General features: G+C 30.7%; 21 protein-coding genes. 12 read left to right on the top strand and 9 right to left on the bottom strand.

Annotated elements, in window-relative coordinates; all coding sequences use genetic code 11:
* Positions 1-92 precede the first annotated feature (92 nt).
* Genes ACTS9J_RS06720 through ACTS9J_RS06705 form a run of 4 tightly spaced genes read right to left on the bottom strand, consistent with a single transcriptional unit; the run spans position 93 to position 3,775 of the window.
* On the bottom strand, positions 93-605 hold the full coding sequence (locus tag ACTS9J_RS06720; protein WP_038333549.1) for an IS1096 element passenger TnpR family protein: 513 nt from the start codon (positions 603-605) through the stop codon (positions 93-95).
* A gap of 3 nt (positions 606-608) precedes the next feature.
* On the bottom strand, positions 609-2,030 hold the full coding sequence (locus ACTS9J_RS06715; RefSeq protein WP_448353060.1) for a CCA tRNA nucleotidyltransferase: 1,422 nt from the start codon (positions 2,028-2,030) through the stop codon (positions 609-611).
* Positions 2,031-2,061: 31 nt separating this feature from the next.
* On the bottom strand, positions 2,062-2,619 hold the full coding sequence (locus ACTS9J_RS06710) for an L-threonylcarbamoyladenylate synthase (RefSeq protein WP_448353059.1): 558 nt from the start codon (positions 2,617-2,619) through the stop codon (positions 2,062-2,064).
* 58 nt (positions 2,620-2,677) lie between these two features.
* Entirely contained in the window at positions 2,678-3,775 is a 1,098-nt protein-coding gene (locus ACTS9J_RS06705) for a glycosyltransferase family 4 protein (RefSeq protein WP_219034734.1), read from the bottom strand.
* Between the two features lie 106 nt (positions 3,776-3,881).
* Between ACTS9J_RS06705 and ACTS9J_RS06700 the strand changes: the two genes are divergently transcribed.
* Positions 3,882-4,661 carry a lipopolysaccharide kinase InaA family protein gene (locus ACTS9J_RS06700; protein WP_114999830.1) on the top strand — a complete coding sequence of 260 codons (780 nt, stop codon included), beginning with the start codon at positions 3,882-3,884 and terminating at the stop codon, positions 4,659-4,661.
* 39 nt (positions 4,662-4,700) lie between these two features.
* Here the strand turns inward: ACTS9J_RS06700 and ACTS9J_RS06695 are convergent, their stop codons facing one another.
* The 5 genes from ACTS9J_RS06695 to ACTS9J_RS06675 all read right to left on the bottom strand — a co-directional run bounded on the left by ACTS9J_RS06695 (position 4,701) and on the right by ACTS9J_RS06675 (position 9,348).
* Positions 4,701-5,606 carry a GYDIA family GHMP kinase gene (locus tag ACTS9J_RS06695; protein ID WP_448353058.1) on the bottom strand — a complete coding sequence of 302 codons (906 nt, stop codon included), beginning with the start codon at positions 5,604-5,606 and terminating at the stop codon, positions 4,701-4,703.
* Between the two features lie 5 nt (positions 5,607-5,611).
* Entirely contained in the window at positions 5,612-6,490 is an 879-nt protein-coding gene (gene fabD, locus ACTS9J_RS06690; RefSeq protein WP_114999826.1) for an ACP S-malonyltransferase, read from the bottom strand.
* A 53-nt stretch (positions 6,491-6,543) separates the two neighbouring features.
* Complete coding sequence (locus ACTS9J_RS06685; protein ID WP_286496131.1) at positions 6,544-7,317, bottom strand: glycosyltransferase family 2 protein; 774 nt, start codon at positions 7,315-7,317, stop codon at positions 6,544-6,546.
* Positions 7,318-7,365: 48 nt separating this feature from the next.
* Entirely contained in the window at positions 7,366-8,430 is a 1,065-nt protein-coding gene (locus ACTS9J_RS06680; RefSeq protein WP_286496130.1) for a glycosyltransferase family 9 protein, read from the bottom strand.
* 102 nt (positions 8,431-8,532) lie between these two features.
* Positions 8,533-9,348: a 2,3,4,5-tetrahydropyridine-2,6-dicarboxylate N-succinyltransferase gene (locus tag ACTS9J_RS06675; RefSeq protein WP_125350148.1), complete on the bottom strand. Its 816-nt coding sequence runs from the start codon at positions 9,346-9,348 to the stop codon at positions 8,533-8,535.
* A 91-nt stretch (positions 9,349-9,439) separates the two neighbouring features.
* On the opposite strand from ACTS9J_RS06675, the gene ruvX reads away from it, so the two are divergent.
* The 11 genes from ruvX to ACTS9J_RS06620 all read left to right on the top strand — a co-directional run bounded on the left by ruvX (position 9,440) and on the right by ACTS9J_RS06620 (position 20,403).
* Positions 9,440-9,853, top strand: a complete 414-nt coding sequence (ruvX, locus tag ACTS9J_RS06670; RefSeq protein WP_038333513.1) for a Holliday junction resolvase RuvX — start codon at positions 9,440-9,442, stop codon at positions 9,851-9,853.
* Positions 9,854-9,897: 44 nt separating this feature from the next.
* Positions 9,898-10,473: a peptide deformylase gene (def, locus tag ACTS9J_RS06665; protein ID WP_114999818.1), complete on the top strand. Its 576-nt coding sequence runs from the start codon at positions 9,898-9,900 to the stop codon at positions 10,471-10,473.
* A 20-nt stretch (positions 10,474-10,493) separates the two neighbouring features.
* Positions 10,494-11,090 (top strand): DUF5606 family protein, encoded by a 597-nt coding sequence (locus ACTS9J_RS06660; RefSeq protein WP_038333500.1) that lies wholly within the window; start codon positions 10,494-10,496, stop codon positions 11,088-11,090.
* Positions 11,091-11,096: 6 nt separating this feature from the next.
* A complete protein-coding gene (gene mazG / locus ACTS9J_RS06655; RefSeq protein ID WP_416410803.1) occupies positions 11,097-11,861 on the top strand; it encodes a nucleoside triphosphate pyrophosphohydrolase in 765 nt (254 codons plus the stop codon).
* A gap of 338 nt (positions 11,862-12,199) precedes the next feature.
* Positions 12,200-14,191, top strand: a complete 1,992-nt coding sequence (gene uvrB, locus ACTS9J_RS06650; RefSeq protein WP_286496129.1) for an excinuclease ABC subunit UvrB — start codon at positions 12,200-12,202, stop codon at positions 14,189-14,191.
* Positions 14,192-14,212: 21 nt separating this feature from the next.
* Positions 14,213-15,031 (top strand): DUF4846 domain-containing protein, encoded by an 819-nt coding sequence (locus ACTS9J_RS06645; protein WP_286496128.1) that lies wholly within the window; start codon positions 14,213-14,215, stop codon positions 15,029-15,031.
* Positions 15,032-15,116: 85 nt separating this feature from the next.
* The gene (locus ACTS9J_RS06640) at positions 15,117-16,277 is read left to right on the top strand and encodes a cysteine desulfurase family protein (protein ID WP_125350150.1); all 1,161 of its coding nucleotides are present in this window, start codon (positions 15,117-15,119) and stop codon (positions 16,275-16,277) included.
* Entirely contained in the window at positions 16,277-16,801 is a 525-nt protein-coding gene (locus ACTS9J_RS06635; RefSeq protein ID WP_114999807.1) for a CvpA family protein, read from the top strand. The genes ACTS9J_RS06640 and ACTS9J_RS06635 overlap by 1 nt, the downstream gene beginning before the upstream one ends.
* A gap of 198 nt (positions 16,802-16,999) precedes the next feature.
* On the top strand, positions 17,000-18,376 hold the full coding sequence (gene rmuC, locus ACTS9J_RS06630) for a DNA recombination protein RmuC (protein WP_416410802.1): 1,377 nt from the start codon (positions 17,000-17,002) through the stop codon (positions 18,374-18,376).
* A 31-nt stretch (positions 18,377-18,407) separates the two neighbouring features.
* Positions 18,408-19,346 carry a hypothetical protein gene (locus ACTS9J_RS06625; protein WP_114999803.1) on the top strand — a complete coding sequence of 313 codons (939 nt, stop codon included), beginning with the start codon at positions 18,408-18,410 and terminating at the stop codon, positions 19,344-19,346.
* Between the two features lie 76 nt (positions 19,347-19,422).
* Entirely contained in the window at positions 19,423-20,403 is a 981-nt protein-coding gene (locus ACTS9J_RS06620) for a hypothetical protein (protein WP_219034726.1), read from the top strand.
* Positions 20,404-20,420 lie beyond the last annotated feature (17 nt).

The following is a 20,420-nucleotide window of genomic DNA, read 5'->3' as shown; positions in this document are numbered from 1 at the left end:
AAAAAATTATCAAATGGTTTATATATAGCACAAAAAAAATCTGAATGTTGCCATTCAGATTTTTTGATATATAAGTTGATTAGTTGTAGTTTTTATAAATCGTCTACGTCTAAATCTTCGTCGATTTGTAAATCATTTAATTCAGCATCTTCTGCAAAATCAATATCTTCTTCATCGTCTAAATCAACCATCATGTCTTTTTTAGGCGCTTTAAGAGGCATTGAACCGAAACGGTAAACCGTTAATGGATAATTAAGAACAGCTGGTTTATCTTCTACAGAAATTAATTCAGCCACAAATGTCCACATTTCCATAAAATCATATACAAAAGCCATACGATCTCCTTGATTAGCAAAAGCTTCTTTGATATAAAAATCAGCCATTGTTTCATCAGTTCCATCATCAGACATATCCTCTAAAGGAATTTCTTTTGTTTGGTTTCCATCTTCATCTACTTCATAGAACGATGCCAACTCCTCACCTTGTAAACTAAAAGCACTAATAATACCTTTGTACAATGTGAATAATGTTTGCTTCTCTTTAATTTCTATGTCTCTAAAAACATCCTCTTTTGCATCAAGGAATACACGAATTTTATATATCACTTTCTAAATATTTTTCGGTTCCAAATTTAAATCTTTTCCCATATTAATTACAAATTCTAATGCAGAATTATAATTATTTTCTACTTCGCCTTCTAAAATTGCTTCTTTGATGGCATTTTTTAAGATTCCAATCTCTTTTCCTGGCTGAATATCAAATATTTTCATTATTTGTTCACCTGTAATTGGTGGTTGAAAATTACGTACTTTATCACGTTCTTCAACATCTTTTATTTTTTGTTCTACAACTTCAAAATTTTGTTTGAAACGTTTTTGTTTACGTTCATTTTTTGTTGTAATATCAGCTTTGCAAAGCGTAATTAAATCGTCGAAATCTTCTCCAGCATCAAACAATAATCTACGTAATGCCGAATCTGTAGCATCGTCTGTTACAACAGCAATTGGTCGAGAACTCATCATGACTAACTTCTGAACATATTTTACTTGCGGTCCTAATGGTAATTTTAATCGTCTGAACAATTTTAATACCATTTTTGATCCAACAAATTCATGCGAATGAAATGTCCAACCTACATTTTTATCAAAACGTTTAGTAACCGCTTTTCCAATATCGTGCAACAACGCCGCCCAACGCAACCAAACATTATCTGTGTTGACAGAAATATTATCAACGACTTCTAATGTATGATAAAAATTATCTTTATGTTTTTGACCTTCAACCTCTTCAATTCCTTTTAATGCAACCAATTCTGGTAAAATATGTTGCATTAATCCTGATTGTTCCAATAACAATAATCCGACCGAAGGTTTATCCGTCATCATAATTTTTTGAAACTCATCCATTACGCGTTCAAAAGATACGATATTAATACGTTCAGCATTATCAATTATTGCCTGAAAAGATTTTTTTTCTATTTCAAACTCCAATTGAGCTGCAAAACGAATCGCACGCATCATGCGTAAAGGATCATCAGAATAGGTAACATTCGGCTCTAAAGGAGTTTTGATGATTTTATTATTCAAATCTTCAACTCCATTGAAAGGATCAATTAATTCACCAAAATTCTCTTTATTCATCGAAATTGCCAATGTATTGATTGTAAAATCACGACGTTTTTGGTCATCTTCCAACGTTCCGTCTTCTACATGTGGTTTTCGACTATCTTCTGAATAACTTTCTTTTCGTGCACCTACAAATTCCAAATCTGTGTCTTTATACTTGAACATTGCTGTTCCAAAACGTTTAAAAACTGAAACTTGTGATGTATTTCCTAATTTATTAGCTAATTCTTTAGCCAATAAAATTCCATTTCCTACTGTTACAAAATCGATGTCTTTTTTCTGACCACGATTCAATAAATAATCGCGTACAAATCCACCAACTACATAAGTTTCTTGATTAATTTCATCAGCAACTTCTGCTACATTATTAAAAATTGGATTTGATACGGCTTCTAAGATTTTCATTCTGCAAAAGTATATGTTTTGAAATAAAAAACTACTCTCTAATAACTTTTACTTCGTTATCTAGACCTAATTTAATTATCGTTGATGCAGTAAACTGAGGCACAAAGGTTTTTGTTTCATCTGGATAAAAGTCAACACGCTCTAAAATAGTAGGATTAACTTCCGAAAACACTTTTGGAGAAGATTCTCCTGATAAATTAGCCGATGTAGACACAATTGGTCCACCTAATTTCCCTATGATTTTCTTACAAAACAAATCGTCTGTTAATCGAATAGCAATTGTATTGTCTTCTGCAACTAACGATTGTGGTAAACCTTTTGGATTATCGTAAATAATTGTAAGAGGTTTTTCATTCAAATCAATCAAATCCCAAGCTAATTCTGGCACCTCAACAATATTTTGTAACATGCGTGGTGAGTCAACTAAAATAATCAACGATTTTGATGAAGGGCGATTTTTTATCTGATAAATTTTTTCGATTGCAGCCTCATTCTTCGCATCACAACCCAATCCAAGAATTGTATCTGTTGGATAAAGCATTGTTTCTCCTTGTTTTAGTTTGGCTACAATTTCGTTTATATCTGACATTTTATTTGTTTTATAAATTTGAGTGCAAAGGTATTGTAGGAAAGTTGAAATGAGAATATTATTGATTTAAAGTTTTATAATAATTTAAATAATTTTCTTCTAAATTTTTTAAATCAAACTTTGTAGATACTAATTGATATGCATTTTCAATAATATTATTCCTTAACTCATCATTTAATAAGATTAATATTACTTTTTTAGCTAAATCATCTACATCTTTAATTTCAGATACAAAACCTGTCTCATTATTTTTAACAACTTCGGAAATCCCACCAGCTTTTGTTGATACAATAGGTACTCTACTTGCGAAAGCTTCATAAATAGACAATGGTAAACCCTCTGTTAATGAAGTTATTAACAAAACATCTAATTCTGGTAATAATTCATCAACATTATCTCTAAATCCTAAAAAATAGACTTTGTCATTTAATCCTTTTAATTCTGAATACTCTTTCAAATCATCTTTTAAAACTCCATCACCAATTATTACAAATGCAATTTCTTCGTTATAATTTTCAATAATTACCTTTGCAGAATCAATAAATGTCTTTACATCTTTCTGTTTCGTTAAAGAACAAATATTTCCGACAATCTTAGTTTCATTAGAAAGATTCAACTCTTTATGAATAATATTTTTTGAAATTTGATTTGAAAACTTCTGAACATCAATAGCATCATAAATTGTAACTAGTTTATTAGGACTTACATTAACATCATGATATATTTGTTCTACAGCTTTAGAAACGCAAACAATTTCTTCTACATATTTATTATCATATTTTAGTTTACTAAAAAAATTGTTCTTTATTCTATTATTTCTCTTACGGCTATAGATAATCCTAACATCCCTACAACTAAGAATTTTAGCTAAAATTGATGCAGATAATGCACTTGAATCATGAACATGTAAAACATCTATGTTTTGATTCTTTACAATTTGTTGTATTGGTTTTATAAGACTTTTAATTTTACTTTTTTTATTATAAGTAAAATAACTCGCTTTATCAGCTTCACATTTTTGAGACAATATTGATGTATCTGGACATAATATAAATTGTTCTATTTCATCATATTTTTTTAGTAGATTATATATAGTATACATTTGAGCATCTCCTCCTCTCCAATCTTCAATAGAAGTAACATTTAAAATTCTCATATCTGTTTTTAGAAATAGTTAGGCTTTCTCCACAAAAATAAACATATCTTTGACAGATTAAAATGAAATATAGAAAATCTATATTAAATATTAAGAATTCAAGAAAATGACACAAAAAATTGTCGTAAACCAACAATTTCCTACTACAAAAAATGAAATCAAATCTATTATTGACAATTTTGATTTGATTGATGATTATATTGCAAAAGGTACGAGAAACTCTATCAAAAAAAAGAAATTAGAGTCGGGTAAAATTGCTACGATTAAATCATTCAAAATTCCTAATGTTGTTAACAAATTTGTTTATAGATTTTTTAGAAAATCAAAAGCTGAACGCTCTTATGAATATGCAAAGGAATTGATTAGATTAGGTTTTCTAACGCCTTATCCTATTGCTTTTGTCGAAAACAAAACTGCTGTTAATTTTAGAGATAGCTATTATTTTTGTGAACTAGTTGAAGCTGATCTAACATATCGTGAATTAGTTGAAATTCCGATTTGGGAAAATCGAAATGAAATCTTGAAACAATTTACAAAATTCACATTTGATTTGCATGAAGCTGGAATTGAATTTTTGGATCATTCTCCTGGAAATACTTTAATCAAGCAAATTGGAGAAAATCAGTACGAATTTTATTTGGTTGATTTAAATCGCATGAATTTTCACAATTCAATGAGTTTTGATATTCGAATTAAAAATTTTTCTCGTCTAACTCCTCAAAAAGAAATGATTGAAATTATGGGAAAAGAATATGCGAAACTTATTAATAAACCAGAACAGGAAGTTATTGAAGCTATGTGGAATAAAACGCAAGAATTCCAACATAAATTTCAGACAAAACAAGCTCGAAAAAAGAAATTAAAAGCCATGATTGGTAAAAAATAATAACAAAAAAGCAGATTTGAAATCAAATCTGCTTTTTTGTTATTTTATCATTTCAGAAAACGGAATAATAATCTCATATCCTTTTTCTTTAAAATAATCGTTCATTCCTTCTCTATACGTCACTAAGACAAAATCTCCGCCCCAAGCTCCAAGACTTTTTACAGTTCCTAAATAATCAGGAAAATACAATTCTTTAACTTGTGGAATTTGCATAAAATCACCTAATCTAGCTTGATATTCATCCAAAATAGATTCTAAATCAGTTAAATTCTCAACTTTAGTTGCTTTTACAACCAAATCAGAAAGATCCTGAATCATTTTCCAATCTTTTGGTTTGTTTTTGTAATGATTTCCCACAACGGCTTGCGTATCTTGCTTTTGATTAAGATAAACAAAATAAAGTTGATCTTTAAAATTCCAATTCAATTCTAAATCTTCTACTTCGATAGGATTATTCGAAAACAAAATAGGCTGATGATGATGCGCACATGCAATATCATAACCACTTGTATTGAAGGTTAATTGATTTAATTCAAACGGATTTATTTCTATCCATTGACTAATCAAATCAATCAAAGTCGAACTACTTCCCAGTCCCCATTCTTGCGGATATTCTAACTTCGTTAAACATTGATAACTGTTATTAGAATCAAAAAAATCAGGATTTAAAATTTTAGCTTGTTTTAAAATATTTTGTAATGATTGACTTAATTTATCATTTGTAGACGAAATTATTTCTAAATCATTCAATCTAACTTTAGTTTCAAACCAAATAGAATTATCAAATTTAGTTGCTTTCCAAGTGATTAAATTTTCTATTTCTGATGAATTTTCCACAAACAAACATTGCCCATATTTTGTGGGCAATGCAAATGCTTTCGCCCCATCAATCACAATATATTCCCCGATAAGGAATAATTTTCCATTGGAACGGTATGTTTTCATTTCGTTTAGATTTGTGCCGAAGAAGTTGAGACCTCTCTGTTTATTTTTTTCACTAAACCTTGTAAAGTATTTCCTGGTCCAACCTCAATAAATTCACTCGCACCATCAGCAATCATATTTTGAACAGATTGCGTCCATTTTACTGGAGCAGTTAATTGAGCAATCAAGTTTTTCTTAATTTCAGCAGGATCTGTAACAGCTGTTGTGCTTACATTTTGATAAACTGGACAAATTGGAGTATTGAATGTTGTTTCTTCAATAGCTTGTGCTAATTCTTCTTCAGCAGGTTTCATTAAAGGTGAGTGAAAAGCTCCTCCTACTGGTAAAACTAATGCTCGTTTTGCACCTAACTCTTTCAGTTTTTCGCATGCTACATTAACCGCTTCAATTTCTCCAGAAATCACTAACTGACCTGGACAATTGTAATTTGCAGCCACTACAACTCCATCAATTTCTGCACAAGCATCTTCTACAATTTTATCTTCTAACCCTAAGATTGCAGCCATTGTAGATGGATTAGCTTCACATGCAGCTTGCATTGCTAAAGCACGTTTGTAAACTAATTTTAATCCAGATTCAAAGTCTAAAGTTCCATTTGCAACTAAAGCAGAAATTTCTCCTAAAGAATGTCCTGCAACCATTTCTGGTTTAAAATCTGGTAAAATTTTCGCTAAAATAACAGAATGTAAAAAAACTGCTGGTTGCGTAACTTTTGTTTGTTTTAGGTCTTCAGCAGAACCTTCAAACATAATTGATTTTATATCAAATCCTAAGATTTCGTTTGCTTTGTCAAATAATTCTTTTGCGATTTCAGAATTTTCGTACAAGTCTTTACCCATTCCAGAGAATTGAGCGCCTTGTCCTGGAAAAACATATGCTTTCATTGTATTATTTTTAATGTATGACAAATGTATAATAAAATCTCAAACTTCTTTATTTAACCTAAGTTTTGATTTTCTTTTCTATAAATTTCGTCCAAATATTTATAACGATTTGCAACAGAAATTGCATGTAGTTTTGCAATTGTATAACCATCTTTTCCATCTAAAAAACCAAATCTCACCACAAAATAATTGAAAAAACGATAAGCAGGCTTTATGGTATAATGATAAAATGATGGTTTCAAATTTTTGAGACGAAGTTCTTGTGCTCGTAAGCGAGAATAACTATTAAGTTTATCTAAATAATATTCTTCATCAATAAACGTATGATGTTTCACTTTTTGTTCCAAATCACCTACTGCCCCATCACATTCTAATAATTCATGAACCATCAAACCATCTTTATATCTACATTTAGATTTTCTAAAAAGACGAACAGCTCTCACATTTTGCTGACCAGAAAATTCTATTTTCTTATTCTTAAAATAAAATGAATGATAAGCCATAAAAGCTACATCCTGTAAATTTGAATTTACTTTCTTTATTAATTCTTCTTTTAATTCAGATGAAAGTTCTTCATCTGCATCAAAAAAAGTGACCCAATCATTTTTTGCCAAAGAAAGTGTATAATTTCGTTGATTTGTGAAATTATCAAACTTGCGTTTTACAAACTTTACTTTTGGATTTTGGAATGCAATTTCTTCCGTTTTGTCTGTACTATATGAATCTACAATTATTATTTCATCTGCATAACTAGCCTCATCAAGAAATCTTTTGATGTTTTTTTCTTCGTTAAGTGTAATTAGTAGAGCAGAAATTTTAGTAGACATTCTCTATAGTAATCTAATTTTATAAATAGAAACTCAAAATTTCTGTTTTTATTTTATTAATGGTGATAAGAAATATTCTAACTTTTCTTTAAACAAATCGAAATCAAAGATTGAATAAAATTCATCAACTTGTTTTTTTATTTGACGATTGTTTAAATCTCCAAGTTTTTCAGGAAAATAATCTTTTAAATGAACACTTGTGTGATGAATTCCATCTTCGAAAGTTGCCCAAACTTTTTTATCAATCCAAGGAGAAAAAATAATAAACGATTTTTTCCCTAAAGCCTTGGACATATTAATTGCTCCTCCATCATTTCCTACAATCACATCACATTCGTTTGCAATTGCAATAAACTCGCGCAAATCATTACCCAACAATTCAAAATAAACTTTCGATTTGGTTTCATCAGATAATTGATTATATACTTCTTTTGCTTGCGATAATTGTTTCGGAAAATAATTGAATAAAATATTGACATTATAATGTTGACCAATAAAATCAACCATTTTTGCCATTTGATTCAACGGATAAGTTTTTGAAGGATCAGAACCAAGTAAACTAATCATAACTGATTTACGAGTAGAATCAACTTGATGTTTTTCAAATAAATCTTTCGCAAAGTTTATTTCTTCTTCTGTTAAATACAATTTCGGTTCTGTTGCCAAAGGAATTTCAATTCCTAAAGGCTTCAATAAAGACAAACGATGTTCGATTGCTAAACCTAAATATGAATTTGGTTCGTCATGTTTTTCTACATTATCTGTATACAAAAACGTTCTTCCAATCTTTTTGTACGATATTTTTTTTGGTGCATTATTGATAAAAACATCTACCCAACTCTGTAATTTTGAGTAAGCATCAATTACAATATCATATCTATTTTGATTAACTTTTTTCGAGAATTTAATCAAATTCATCAAGCCTTTGTTTTCTTTTTCATCGAAAACAATTTTATGATCGATGTATGGATTATTCTCTAAAACAGGCAAAGTATTACTATTGATTAAATAATCAACAATAGCATTTGGATAAGCTCTTTTGATATTTTCGCACAACAATGATGTGATTAAAACATCGCCTATCATCTTGTGTTGGATAATCAAAATTTTCATAAAACATAGTTATAAAGCAAAACTACTAAAATATGTTTGATTCGAAAATAAAAAATCCTCAACAAAACTGCTGAGGATTATATTTTATAAAATTTATTCTACTTAAACCGCCACATTATGCTCGCGTAATGCATCGTTTAATGAAGTTTTTTTATCTGTAGACTCTTTACGAGTTCCGATGATCAAAGCACATGGAACTTGGTATTCACCTGCAGCAAATTTCTTTGTATAAGAACCTGGAATTACAACTGAACGAGCAGGAACATAACCTTTAATTTCTACTGGTTCGTCACCTGTTACATCAATAATTTTAGTAGATGCTGTCAACACAACATTTGCTCCTAAAACCGCTTCTTTACCTACACGAACTCCTTCTACAACGATACAACGAGATCCGATAAACGCATTATCTTCAATAATTACTGGCGCAGCTTGCAATGGCTCTAAAACTCCACCGATTCCTACACCACCAGATAAATGAACATTTTTACCAATTTGTGCACAAGAACCTACAGTAGCCCAAGTATCAACCATTGTTCCTTCGTCCACATACGCACCAATATTTACATAAGAAGGCATTAAAATAACTCCCGAAGAAATATACGCACCATAGCGGGCAACAGCATTTGGAACAACACGAATTCCTTTTTCAGCATAGTTACGTTTCAATTCCATTTTATCATGGTATTCAAAAATTCCTGCTTCTAAAGTTTCCATTTTCTGAATTGGGAAATACATTACAACTGCTTTTTTCACCCATTCGTTTACTTGCCAATCTTCTCCAACTGGTTCTGCACAACGTAATTGTCCGTTATCGATTAACTCAATTACTTCACGAATTGCAATTTGTGTTGACTCTTCTTGTAACAATTCTCTATTGTCCCAAGCTTTTTCTATGATTTGTTTTAAATTCTCCATCTTTATTAATAATAGCCACAAATATAAAAATTATAATCAAGGGATTTCATAGAGATTATTTATTATTGAATCGTTTTTTTAAATTTGCCAAATGTCACGAATATTAGCGTTAGATTACGGAGGAAAAAGAACAGGCGTTGCCGTAACCGATGAATTGCAAATTATAGCTTCGCCAGTTGATACAATTGATACATCAAAATTGATGGATTTCTTGAAACAATATATCGAGAAAGAAAACGTTTCTGACCTTGTAGTTGGATTATCTGTTCGTTTTTCAGGAGAATTAAATGAGATTGAAAATCAAATTCAACCTTTTTTGAAAAAATTTTCTGAACAATTTCCGTTGATTAAAATTCATCGTGAAAATGAGATGTTTACCTCAAAAATGGCTTCTCAAGCAATGTTTGCTGGAGGAATGAAAAAGAAAAAACGTCAAGAAAAAGGAATGGTCGATAAAGTGAGTGCCGTAATAATTTTACAATCATTTTTATCACATAAACTATAACAAATTGTATCTTTGCCGTTAAATTAATAAAAAAAGATCAGAAAATGGTATTACCAGTTGTAGCTTACGGAGATCCTGTCTTGCGTAAAGTTTCACAAGAAATCGATCAAGATTATAAAAATTTACAAGAACTGATCCAAAATATGTTCGATACAATGTATGACTCTAACGGAGTTGGTATCGCAGCGCCTCAGATCGGGAAAGATATACGTTTATTTGTTGTTGATTGCTCGCCTTTCGAAGAAGATGAAGATTATGATGATGTAAAAGATGAATTAAAAGATTTCAAACGAGTTTTCATCAATCCAAAAAAAATCAGTAGTTCTGAAGGTGATGAATGGGCTTTTACAGAAGGATGTTTGAGTATTCCTCACATTCACGAAGATGTAACACGTCCAGAATCGGTAACTTTAGAATATTTTGATGAAAATTGGGTGAAACATACCGAAACTTTTTCGGATATTCGCGCTCGAGTTATTCAACACGAATACGATCATTTGGAAGGAAAGCTTTTTATTGACTATATTTCGAGCTTTAAAAAGAAATTAATAAGTAATAAATTAAAAAATATAACAAAAGGGAAAGTAAACACGAGTTACAAAATGAAATTCCCTTCATAGACCCTTAAACATAATAGAATATGGATTTATCAAGAGTTATCGCAATTTCAGGAAAACCAGGATTATACCGTTTAGTTTCTCAAACAAGAGGTGGTTTTGTTGTTGAAGATTTAGAAAAAGGTAAAAAAATCTCAATCGCTTCTAACTACAATGTTAGTTTATTAGACAACGTTGCTATTTACGGAGTATCACAAGAATTTCCTTTGGCTGAAGTTTTCTTCAGAATTTACAAAAAAGAAAACGGAGGAGAAACGATCGATTACAAAACTTCTGGTGCAGAATTGCGTAAATATATGGAAGAAGTTTTACCAGAATATGACGATTCAAGAGTTTATGATTCTGATTTGAAAAAATTATTCCAATGGTATAATATCTTACACAAAAACGGATTATTAAACATCGACTTAGCTGCTGTAGAAGCTGCAATGGCTGCTCAACAAGCACAAGAAGCTCCTGTTGCTGAAGTAGAAGCTACAGAAGAAGTTGTTGTGGAAGAAAAACCAAAAAAGAAAGCTCCTGCTAAAAAGGCTGCTGACAAAAAAGACGCTGAAGAAAAACCTGCTAAAAAAACTGCTGCTAAAAAAACAACAGCAAAAAAAGATAAAGACGCTGAATAATTAGAGATGAATACACGTAAAGATCAATTACAGGCTTTCGAAAGATTGTTGGATATAATGGATGAATTACGTGAAAAATGTCCGTGGGATCGTAAACAAACAATGGAAACGTTGCGTACGTTATCTATCGAAGAAATTTATGAACTTTCGGATGCCATCATCGAAAAAGATTCGGATGAAATAAAAAAAGAACTAGGTGATGTTTTTCTTCACCTAGTTTTTTATTCTAAAATCGCATCAGAACAAAACAACTTCGATGTTGCTGATGTTTTAAATGGTATTTGTGACAAATTAATTCATCGTCATCCACATATTTACGGCGATGTAGAAGCAAATACAGAAGAAAAGGTGCTTCAAAATTGGGAACAAATCAAACTAAAAGAAGGTAACAAATCTGTACTTTCTGGCGTTCCTACTTCTCTCCCAGCAATGGTAAAAGCTTACCGAATTCAAGACAAAGTAAAAGGTGTTGGATTTGAATTTGAAAATTCTGATCAAGTTTTTGATAAAATTATCGAGGAAATTAATGAATTCAAAGAAAAACAAAATCCAACAGATAAAGAGATGGAATTTGGTGACATTTTATTTTCTTTGATTAATTATGGACGATTTAATGGCATCAATTCTGAAGATGCTTTAGAAAGATCGAACAAAAAATTTATCACACGTTTTCAGAAATTAGAAGAAATCGCGAAAGAAAATGGTCAAAACATAGCTGATTTAACCATTTCCGAATTAGATAAATTATGGAATTTAGCGAAAATTCGCTAGTGTAAACTTAACACTATAAAGTTTATTCAAATCAACGAAAACGTTGTAATCAGACGTTTTAACACTATTATAAATAACTTTTATCGACACCAATAAAACAAAGTATTACAAATTATTGTGCACGCACAGAAAACCGACATATATTTGCAATGGTTATAGCGGGCAATAGCTTGTAATAATGGAAGGAAGTTTGTTTACTAAGTAAACAGTTTTCTCATTTTTTTGTGGTTTTGATGAAAAGGTGACTTAAAGTCGCCTTTTTATTTTTTATCAACTTCTATGTAAAATCACAATTCATAACAATCCTTTTTTATCTGAATAATTTGTAAATTTGTAGAATGCAGTTTCAATTAAATTCTGAATTCAAGCCAACTGGTGATCAACCAAAAGCTATTGAAGAATTATCAAATGGTATTCTAAATAATGATCGTTATCAAACACTTTTGGGTGTTACAGGTTCTGGTAAAACATTTACAATCGCGAATGTTGTACAAGATGTGCAACGTCCAACTTTAGTTTTGGCACATAACAAAACGTTGGCGGCACAGTTGTATATGGAATTCAAAGAATTTTTTCCGAATAATGCAGTCGAATATTTCGTTTCTTACTATGATTATTATCAACCAGAAGCTTACATTCCTTCATCAGGAACCTATATTGAGAAAGATTTATCAATTAATGAAGAAATTGAAAAGCTTCGTTTAAGTACAACTTCCTCCCTACTTTCTGGTCGTCGCGATATTTTGGTTGTGGCTTCAGTTTCGTGTTTATATGGTATTGGAAATCCAACAGAATTTCATAAAAATGTGATTCAGATTGAAACGGGGCAAATTATCTCGAGAACAGCTTTTTTGCATAAATTAGTCCAAGCTTTATATTCGAGAACAGAAGGTATTTTTCAACGCGGAAATTTTAGAATTAAAGGAGATACATTAGATATTTTCCCTGCTTATGCGGATGATGGAATCAGAATTAATTTCTTTGGTGATGAAATCGAAGAAATCTCAGTTTTCAATGTAGAAACAGGTAAAACTTCAACTAAATTAGATAAAATTAATATTTATCCAGCCAATCTTTTTGTTACTTCTAAAGACACTTTAAATGGTGCAATTGCTGATATTCAGATCGATTTGGGTAAACAAGTTGAATATTATCATGAAATCGGAAAACATCTCGAAGCAAAACGTTTGCAAGAACGTACTGAATTCGATTTGGAAATGATCAAAGAATTGGGATATTGTTCTGGAATCGAGAATTATTCGAGATACTTAGACGGTCGCGAACCAGGAACTCGTCCATTCTGTTTGTTAGATTATTTCCCAGAAGATTATTTGATGGTGATTGATGAGTCGCACGTTACAGTTTCTCAAGTTCATGCAATGTATGGTGGAGACCGCTCGCGCAAGGAGAATTTAGTAGAATATGGTTTCCGACTTCCAGCTGCAATGGACAATCGTCCGTTAAAATTCGAAGAATTTGAAGCTTTACAAAATCAAGTGATTTATGTTTCAGCAACACCTGCGAATTATGAATTAGAAAAATCGGAAGGAGTTGTTGTAGAGCAAGTCATTCGTCCAACAGGATTATTAGATCCAATTATTGAAATTCGTCCAACACAAAATCAAGTCGATGATTTGATGGAAGAAATCAATAAACGAGTAGAGTTAGACGAACGTGTTTTGGTCACTACTTTAACGAAACGAATGGCGGAAGAGTTAACGAAATATTTGACAAAATATGGCGTTCGATGTCGTTATATTCATTCTGATGTGGATACATTAGAACGTGTTCAGATTATGGCTGATTTACGCGCTGGATTATTTGATGTTTTGGTTGGAGTTAATCTTTTGAGAGAAGGTTTAGATTTACCTGAAGTTTCTCTAGTAGCAATTTTGGATGCTGATAAAGAAGGTTTTTTAAGAAGTCATCGTTCTTTAACGCAAACGGTTGGTCGTGCTGCTCGTAACGTGAATGGTTTGGCGATTATGTACGCAGATAGAATTACAGATAGTATGCAATTAACGATTGATGAAACAAATCGTCGTCGTGAAATTCAAATGAAATACAACAAAGATCACAATAAAGTTCCGCAAGCTTTAAACAAAAAAATAACGAAACTAAGTTTAGCTGCAGCAGATTTTGAAGAAAATCCTTACGAACAAAAACATTTGATTCAACAAGCAGCAGAGATTAATGAAAATTATTCGACAGAAGATAAAGAGAAATTGGTACAAAAATTGCAGAAAGAAATGGAAAATGCTGCAAAAAATTTAGATTTTATAAAAGCAGCCGAATTAAGAGATCAAATTCAACTCTTAACCAAAGAATAGCACGTTTTTTTCAACATTTCAATGAAAATTTTTAAGAATACATTTTTTTTAACTCTATCGTTTTTTACCATTTTATCATCTTGTAACACACAGATTTTAAAATCATCTTCAAATAATGAATTGCTTGAAAATGAAGAAAGTAGTTTAGTTCATACACGTGAATTAAAGATTTTCAAGAGATTTGATACACCTCCAAATTATGAAAGGAATCAAAATTATACAGATTTTGGTAAATGGATAAATAACCTTCCGCTCAAAAACAATAATACAGCTGTTTATTCTTTTGATGGTCAAAAAAAATCTAATCCAAATATATATGTAGGAGTTTTAGATTTAGAACAACCCAAAAAAAATGTACAGTTTAATGCAAATGCGATGATGAGTTTGCGTTTAGAGTATTTCTTCCGTTCGAAAAAATACAATGAAATAGATAAATTGTCTAAAATTTCTACAAAGCCAATTCCTTACACTGACTATGTAAAAGGAGATTATTCTCATACGAAATACATGCAATATTTGATCTATTATTTAGAAAATACAAATTCAAATACAATTGCTGAATTATTAAAACCAATCTCTATCAAAGAGATTCAAATTGGCGATGTATTTTTTCAAAAGGGAAATATAAAAAGTCATGCTGTAATGGTAATTGATTTAGCGAAAGATAAAAATGGGAATAATATATTCATTTTGGCTCAAAGTTATTATCCAAGTCAAGACATTCATATTCTTTCTAATCCAAGCAACGATTTAATCTCACCATGGTATATTGCAAAAGAAGGCATACTTCTTACACCTGAGTGGAGATTTTTGTCTTCGGACTTGATGCGTTTTAAATAACATTTTACTTTTTCAATCCTTACATTTTACTTAAATTTGTTGTTCAAAACCTCAAAGTAAACAACAATACAGTAAATAATCGATAATGCAAAGAGTATATTTAGACAATGCAGCAACCACAGCAATTCGTCCAGAAGTAGTTGACGAAATGGCAAATGTGATGAAAAATGTTTTCGGAAATCCATCTTCTACCCACGTTTTTGGTAGAGAAGCCAAGGCACTTATAGAAATGGCTCGAAAGAACATTGCGCAGCGTTTAAATATTTCTCCTGCCGAAATTTATTTTACTTCTTGTGGGACAGAATCTAACAATACGATTATACGTTCTTGTGTAAATGATTTAGATGTTACACGTATCATTACTTCGGATATGGAACACAAATGCGTACAAGAAAGTATCAAAGATTTAGAATATCGTGGAAAAGTTGAAGTAATCCGCATCAATATTCAAAAAAATGGAGACATTGATTATGCTCAATTAGAGGAATTAGTTAAAGATCAATCTAAAAAAACATTGGTTTCTTTGATGCATGCTAATAACGAAATTGGAAATTTAACAGATATTAAACGTATTTCGCAATTGTGTCAAGAAAATAATACATTGTTCCACACAGATACGGTGCAAACAGTTGGTCATTACGATTTAGATTTCCAAGATTTGGGAATGGATTTCGCTTCTTGCTCAGCACACAAAATTCATGGACCAAAAGGTGCTGGATTTTTATATGCAAAAAAAGCTTCGCATTTAAAAGCCTTGATTGCTGGAGGAGGACAAGAAAGAGGAATGCGTTCTGGTACCGAAAACGTATACGGAATTGTTGGACTTTCAAAAGCTTTTGATTTAGCAATTGATGAGTTAGAAGCTCATGTTAATCACATCAAAGAAATTAAACAATATACAATCGATCAATTAAAAGCAGCTATTCCAGGCGTTTCTTTCAATGGATTATCAGATGATTTAGACAAAAGTTTGTATGCATTATTAAGCATCAAATTACCATTTCATGATGCCTTAATCGGATTCGAATTAGAATTAGCTGGTATCGCTGTTTCACAAGGAAGTGCTTGCAGTTCTGGTGCAGCAAAAGTTTCATTAGTTATGCAAACATTGTACACAGAAGAAGAAATTGATCAAATGACGCCTTTACGTGTATCTTTTTCATACGAAACAACTAAAGAAGATATTGATGTCTTAGTTGGAACATTGAAAAAAATCGCTGAAAAACATCAATTACAAAACGCTTAATGACTGATTTCAATCAACTTGATATTCTGATTTTAATTGCGTTAGCTTTTGGTTTTATCAACGGATTTTTCAAAGGTTTTATTTCTCAATTAATTGGGTTAGTCGGTTTTTTTGTAGCAATTTGGTTAAGTTTTAAATTTTATCAAATCATCGAAGTTTATGTCGATTCTTACAACATTGTTGCAGATAGCTTAACTTCTTTGGTTGCGTTAGTTATTACATTTGCAATTGCTTTTTTCACAATAAAATTAGCGTCAAGTTTAACACAAAAAACAGTAGAAGCAGTTGGTTTAGGAATCATTAATCGATTTGGTGGAGCGGCTTTAGGATTAATAATCTCTTTACTTTTAACATCAAGTATTTTGTATTATATCGATCCGATTTTAGAACTAGGATTTAAAGAAACAAAAGACGAAAGCCAGATTTTACCAATTTTGAACGAAAGTTCTCAAATCATCAAAAATTCTATCTTCGAAACAAAAGATAATTTAAGGACAGAATCCCAAGATTCTATTCATTTATGATCATACAAAGACAGCTTTTTCAAGCTGTCTTTTTTCTTAACATTAATTTTATAAAAGGCACAAAAATTATCTAAAGAGATCAAAACAATTAATTTAAGATGAAAAAACAATTCTTAGAAATCGTTTTTTTATGATTTTATTTTTAATAACGACATATTGTGTCGTATAAAATCGTTCCTTTGTTTAAATTTTAAGATTATGAACAGCGCAATCATACTTTCATCCATCCTTTTTTTTATCATTGGAGCCGTTATCAGTTTTTTATATTCAAAATCGAAAGCAAATTCAGCCATAATTGGAAATGAAATAAAACACCAAGAACTTCAGAAACAATATGATTCGCTAAAAAATGAATTTATCGAAATAAAAGATGATGCAAATTTCAATTTGGATCAATGGCAAAAAGAGCGCGAAAAAAATACAGAATTAACGGTTCGCCATCAAGAAGCAATGAAAGCTGTGGAGGAGCAAAAATCGTTTATGCTCGAAACCAATGAACGATTAAAAGAGCAATTTGAAGCACTTTCAGCTCAAGTTTTGAAAAGTAATAACGAACAATTTCTTGATTTAGCGAAAACAACATTGGATAAACATTTTTCTAATTCTCAAAACGATTTAGAAAAACGTCAACAAGCGATTGATTCGTTAATCAAACCATTAAATGAAAGCTTGAATAAATTTGACGGAAAAATATCCGAAATAGAAAAAGCTCGAGAAGGCGCTTATTCAGAAATTAAAGTTTTCTTAGATTCAATGCGTGGTACAACTGATAAATTGCAAAAAGAAACCAATACATTAGTTTCTGCTCTTAAAACTTCACACACAAGAGGAAAATACGGAGAAATTGGATTGCGTCGTGTCGTTGAATTTGCTGGAATGTCATCTTTTTGTGATTTTGAAGAACAAACTTCTGTTCAGTCCGAAAATGGTTTGCTTCGCCCGGATTTAATCGTTAATCTTCCTGGAAATCGAAAAGTAATTGTCGATTCTAAAGTTCCATTAAACCAATATATGCTTGCATTTGAAACGGAAGATGAGAATTTAAGAAAACAACATTTACAAATGCACGCGAAAGCTGTACGCGAACATTTAAAGAATTTGAGTTCTAAGGCTTATTGGAATCAATACACAGAAGCACCCGATTATGTGGTGATGTATCTGCAAATTGAAAGTTCTTTTGGTGCTGCGTTAGAATTGGAGCGAACTTTGATAGAAGATGCACTAAACAATAGAATAATTATTGCAACACCAACTACTTTGATTACAATGCTTCGCACAATTGCGTTTAGCTGGCAACAATTAAATGTTGCGGAAAATATATATCAAATGCGAGATGCTGGAATAGAATTATACAATCGTGTGAATGTTTTAATACAACATTTGGCGACGGTTGGTCATAATCTAAACCAAGCAACCCAAAGTTACAATAAAGCTATAGGTTCACTAGAAAATCGATTTATTCCGCAGGTTAAAAAGCTGAAAGAAATCGGTGGAACTTTGATGGAAAAAGAAATTTCGGAAACTAAGCCAATTGATACAATGATTCGTTCAATAAATAACTTGGATATTCAATAATCATTCTATATTTGTACAACTTTTAGAGAGAATGAAAACAAGCCTATTTACCTTGATTTTACTATACTCTCCTGCCATTTTTGCGCAGGTGAATTTTGAAGAAAAATCTGTACAGGTAAAACCAAATTTAGAATTAAACAAAATATATAACTACTCATTTACAGATCGTAACTTTTCGATTTCTGTAAATGATACGGTTTCTAAAGTCATCAACCAATCAAATAAATCGATGGAATTGGTTGACAAGAATGATTTTGCCAATAAGTATACATTTGTAAATGGTAAAAATCAATCCAATGATCCTGATGAATTTTACCGCGATTTTATCAATAATTCTGAAGGAATAGAGTACGAATTCACAACAAATCCTTCTGGAGAATTTTTAGAATTATTAAATGTTCCTCAGATTGAAGAAAAATTGCTTAAAATAACAGATAAACTTGGTAAACAACGCAAAAAATCTGATGATTATAAGGCAAATATTGCGTACATTGAGGAAATGGTCAAATCGAAAACATATGTTCCCTATGTTTTTGAGCAAGAAATTCACGTTTTCAATTATTTTAATGGACAATATTTTCGTTTAGGTGAAACATATGAAGGAAAATCTGTACAGGAAAATATTTTTGGATTTCCAATTTCTTCTACCACAAATACTTATCTAAAAGATATCAACAAAGAAAAAGGTACGTATACAATTGCTTCTGACCAAAATTTGAGCAAAGATGATTTTGAGAAATTATGGGAAGAAATGGCGTATTATATGTTGAATGATGCTAAACTGAATTTGTCGCAAGAACAGGTAAAAAAAGAAATCAAAAAATATTCAGAAACAGTTGAATTAAAAGTGAAATATGAAAATACGTACGATTTGAATTCAATTTTAATCAAATCTGAATATTTATTTAGCTTAAATATTGGTTCTAAGAAAACAGTTAATCAATTAAGTATAAAACTTTTAAATGACTAAATTTTATTTTTTAACGAATTTCAAACTTCATTTTAGATAATTTGCTCTATTTTTGAATTAGTTTGATTACTTATAAATGAAAATTAATTTTACATATTATCTGTTTTTTCTATTTTTTTCGATAAAAATATTTGCCCAAGATCCTATTCAAGATACAATTTCACCGGTTGTTAAAAATGATACCATTTTTAATGCTCCGCAGGAAACGATTATTTTTCCCAAAACATATTGGAATATTGGAAACGAAAAACGATATAATGTAACAACAAGTGAAGTGAAATTGGAAGATGACACGATTTCGCATCAAGAACAATATACTTATAACGTTATTATTCAAGTTGAAAATATTTATCAAAACGAAACCATTGTAAAGTGGAATTTCAGAAATATACAATTCAATTCAAAATCATTTTTAAATAATCCTTTTTCGTTAGTTAATAATGTTTCGATTTCCTTTAAAATAGATCAAGACGGACGATTTTTAGGTTATACAGATTTAGATAAAACGATTAAACAATTGGTTTTATCTTCAGAAGATTTAGAGAATAAATATTTGGATAATCCTACTGCGATTGCGTTAATCAAAAAGAATCTTCAACAATATTCTACAGAAGAAAGTATTGTTAAATTATTTGACAAAGACATTCGTCAATTCCATCATTTTTATGGAAAAAGTAATTTTACTTTAGAAAGTGCGCCATTTGTTTATCAATCTTACATGGACAATTTATTTAGCACTTCTCCCACTCCAGCTACAACAGAATTGAAATTGAATGAGATTGGAGTTTCGCAAACCAATTACATTATGTCAAGTTTTCAGGAAGCCGATAAAGATTGGTTGGCCAATTCTTGGTATACTTATCTAAAAGAATTAGCAACAAAATTAGGTACAGAACAGCCTTCTGAAAATAGATTGAAAGACGACATAAAATATTATGTTAAAACGACTTCGCGTATCAAGGATAACGGTTGGATTTCATATAGTATCGAAACCAAAAAGGTAAAATTTCAAGATACAGATTATACATTAGAGCGCCGTTTTGAGTTAGTAGACTAAAACTCGCATCAATACTG

The organism is Empedobacter sp. ULE_I140, assembly GCF_053482575.1.
The sequence above is the reverse complement of the archived record's forward strand: the minus strand, read 5'-3'. Positions and strand labels throughout refer to the sequence as shown.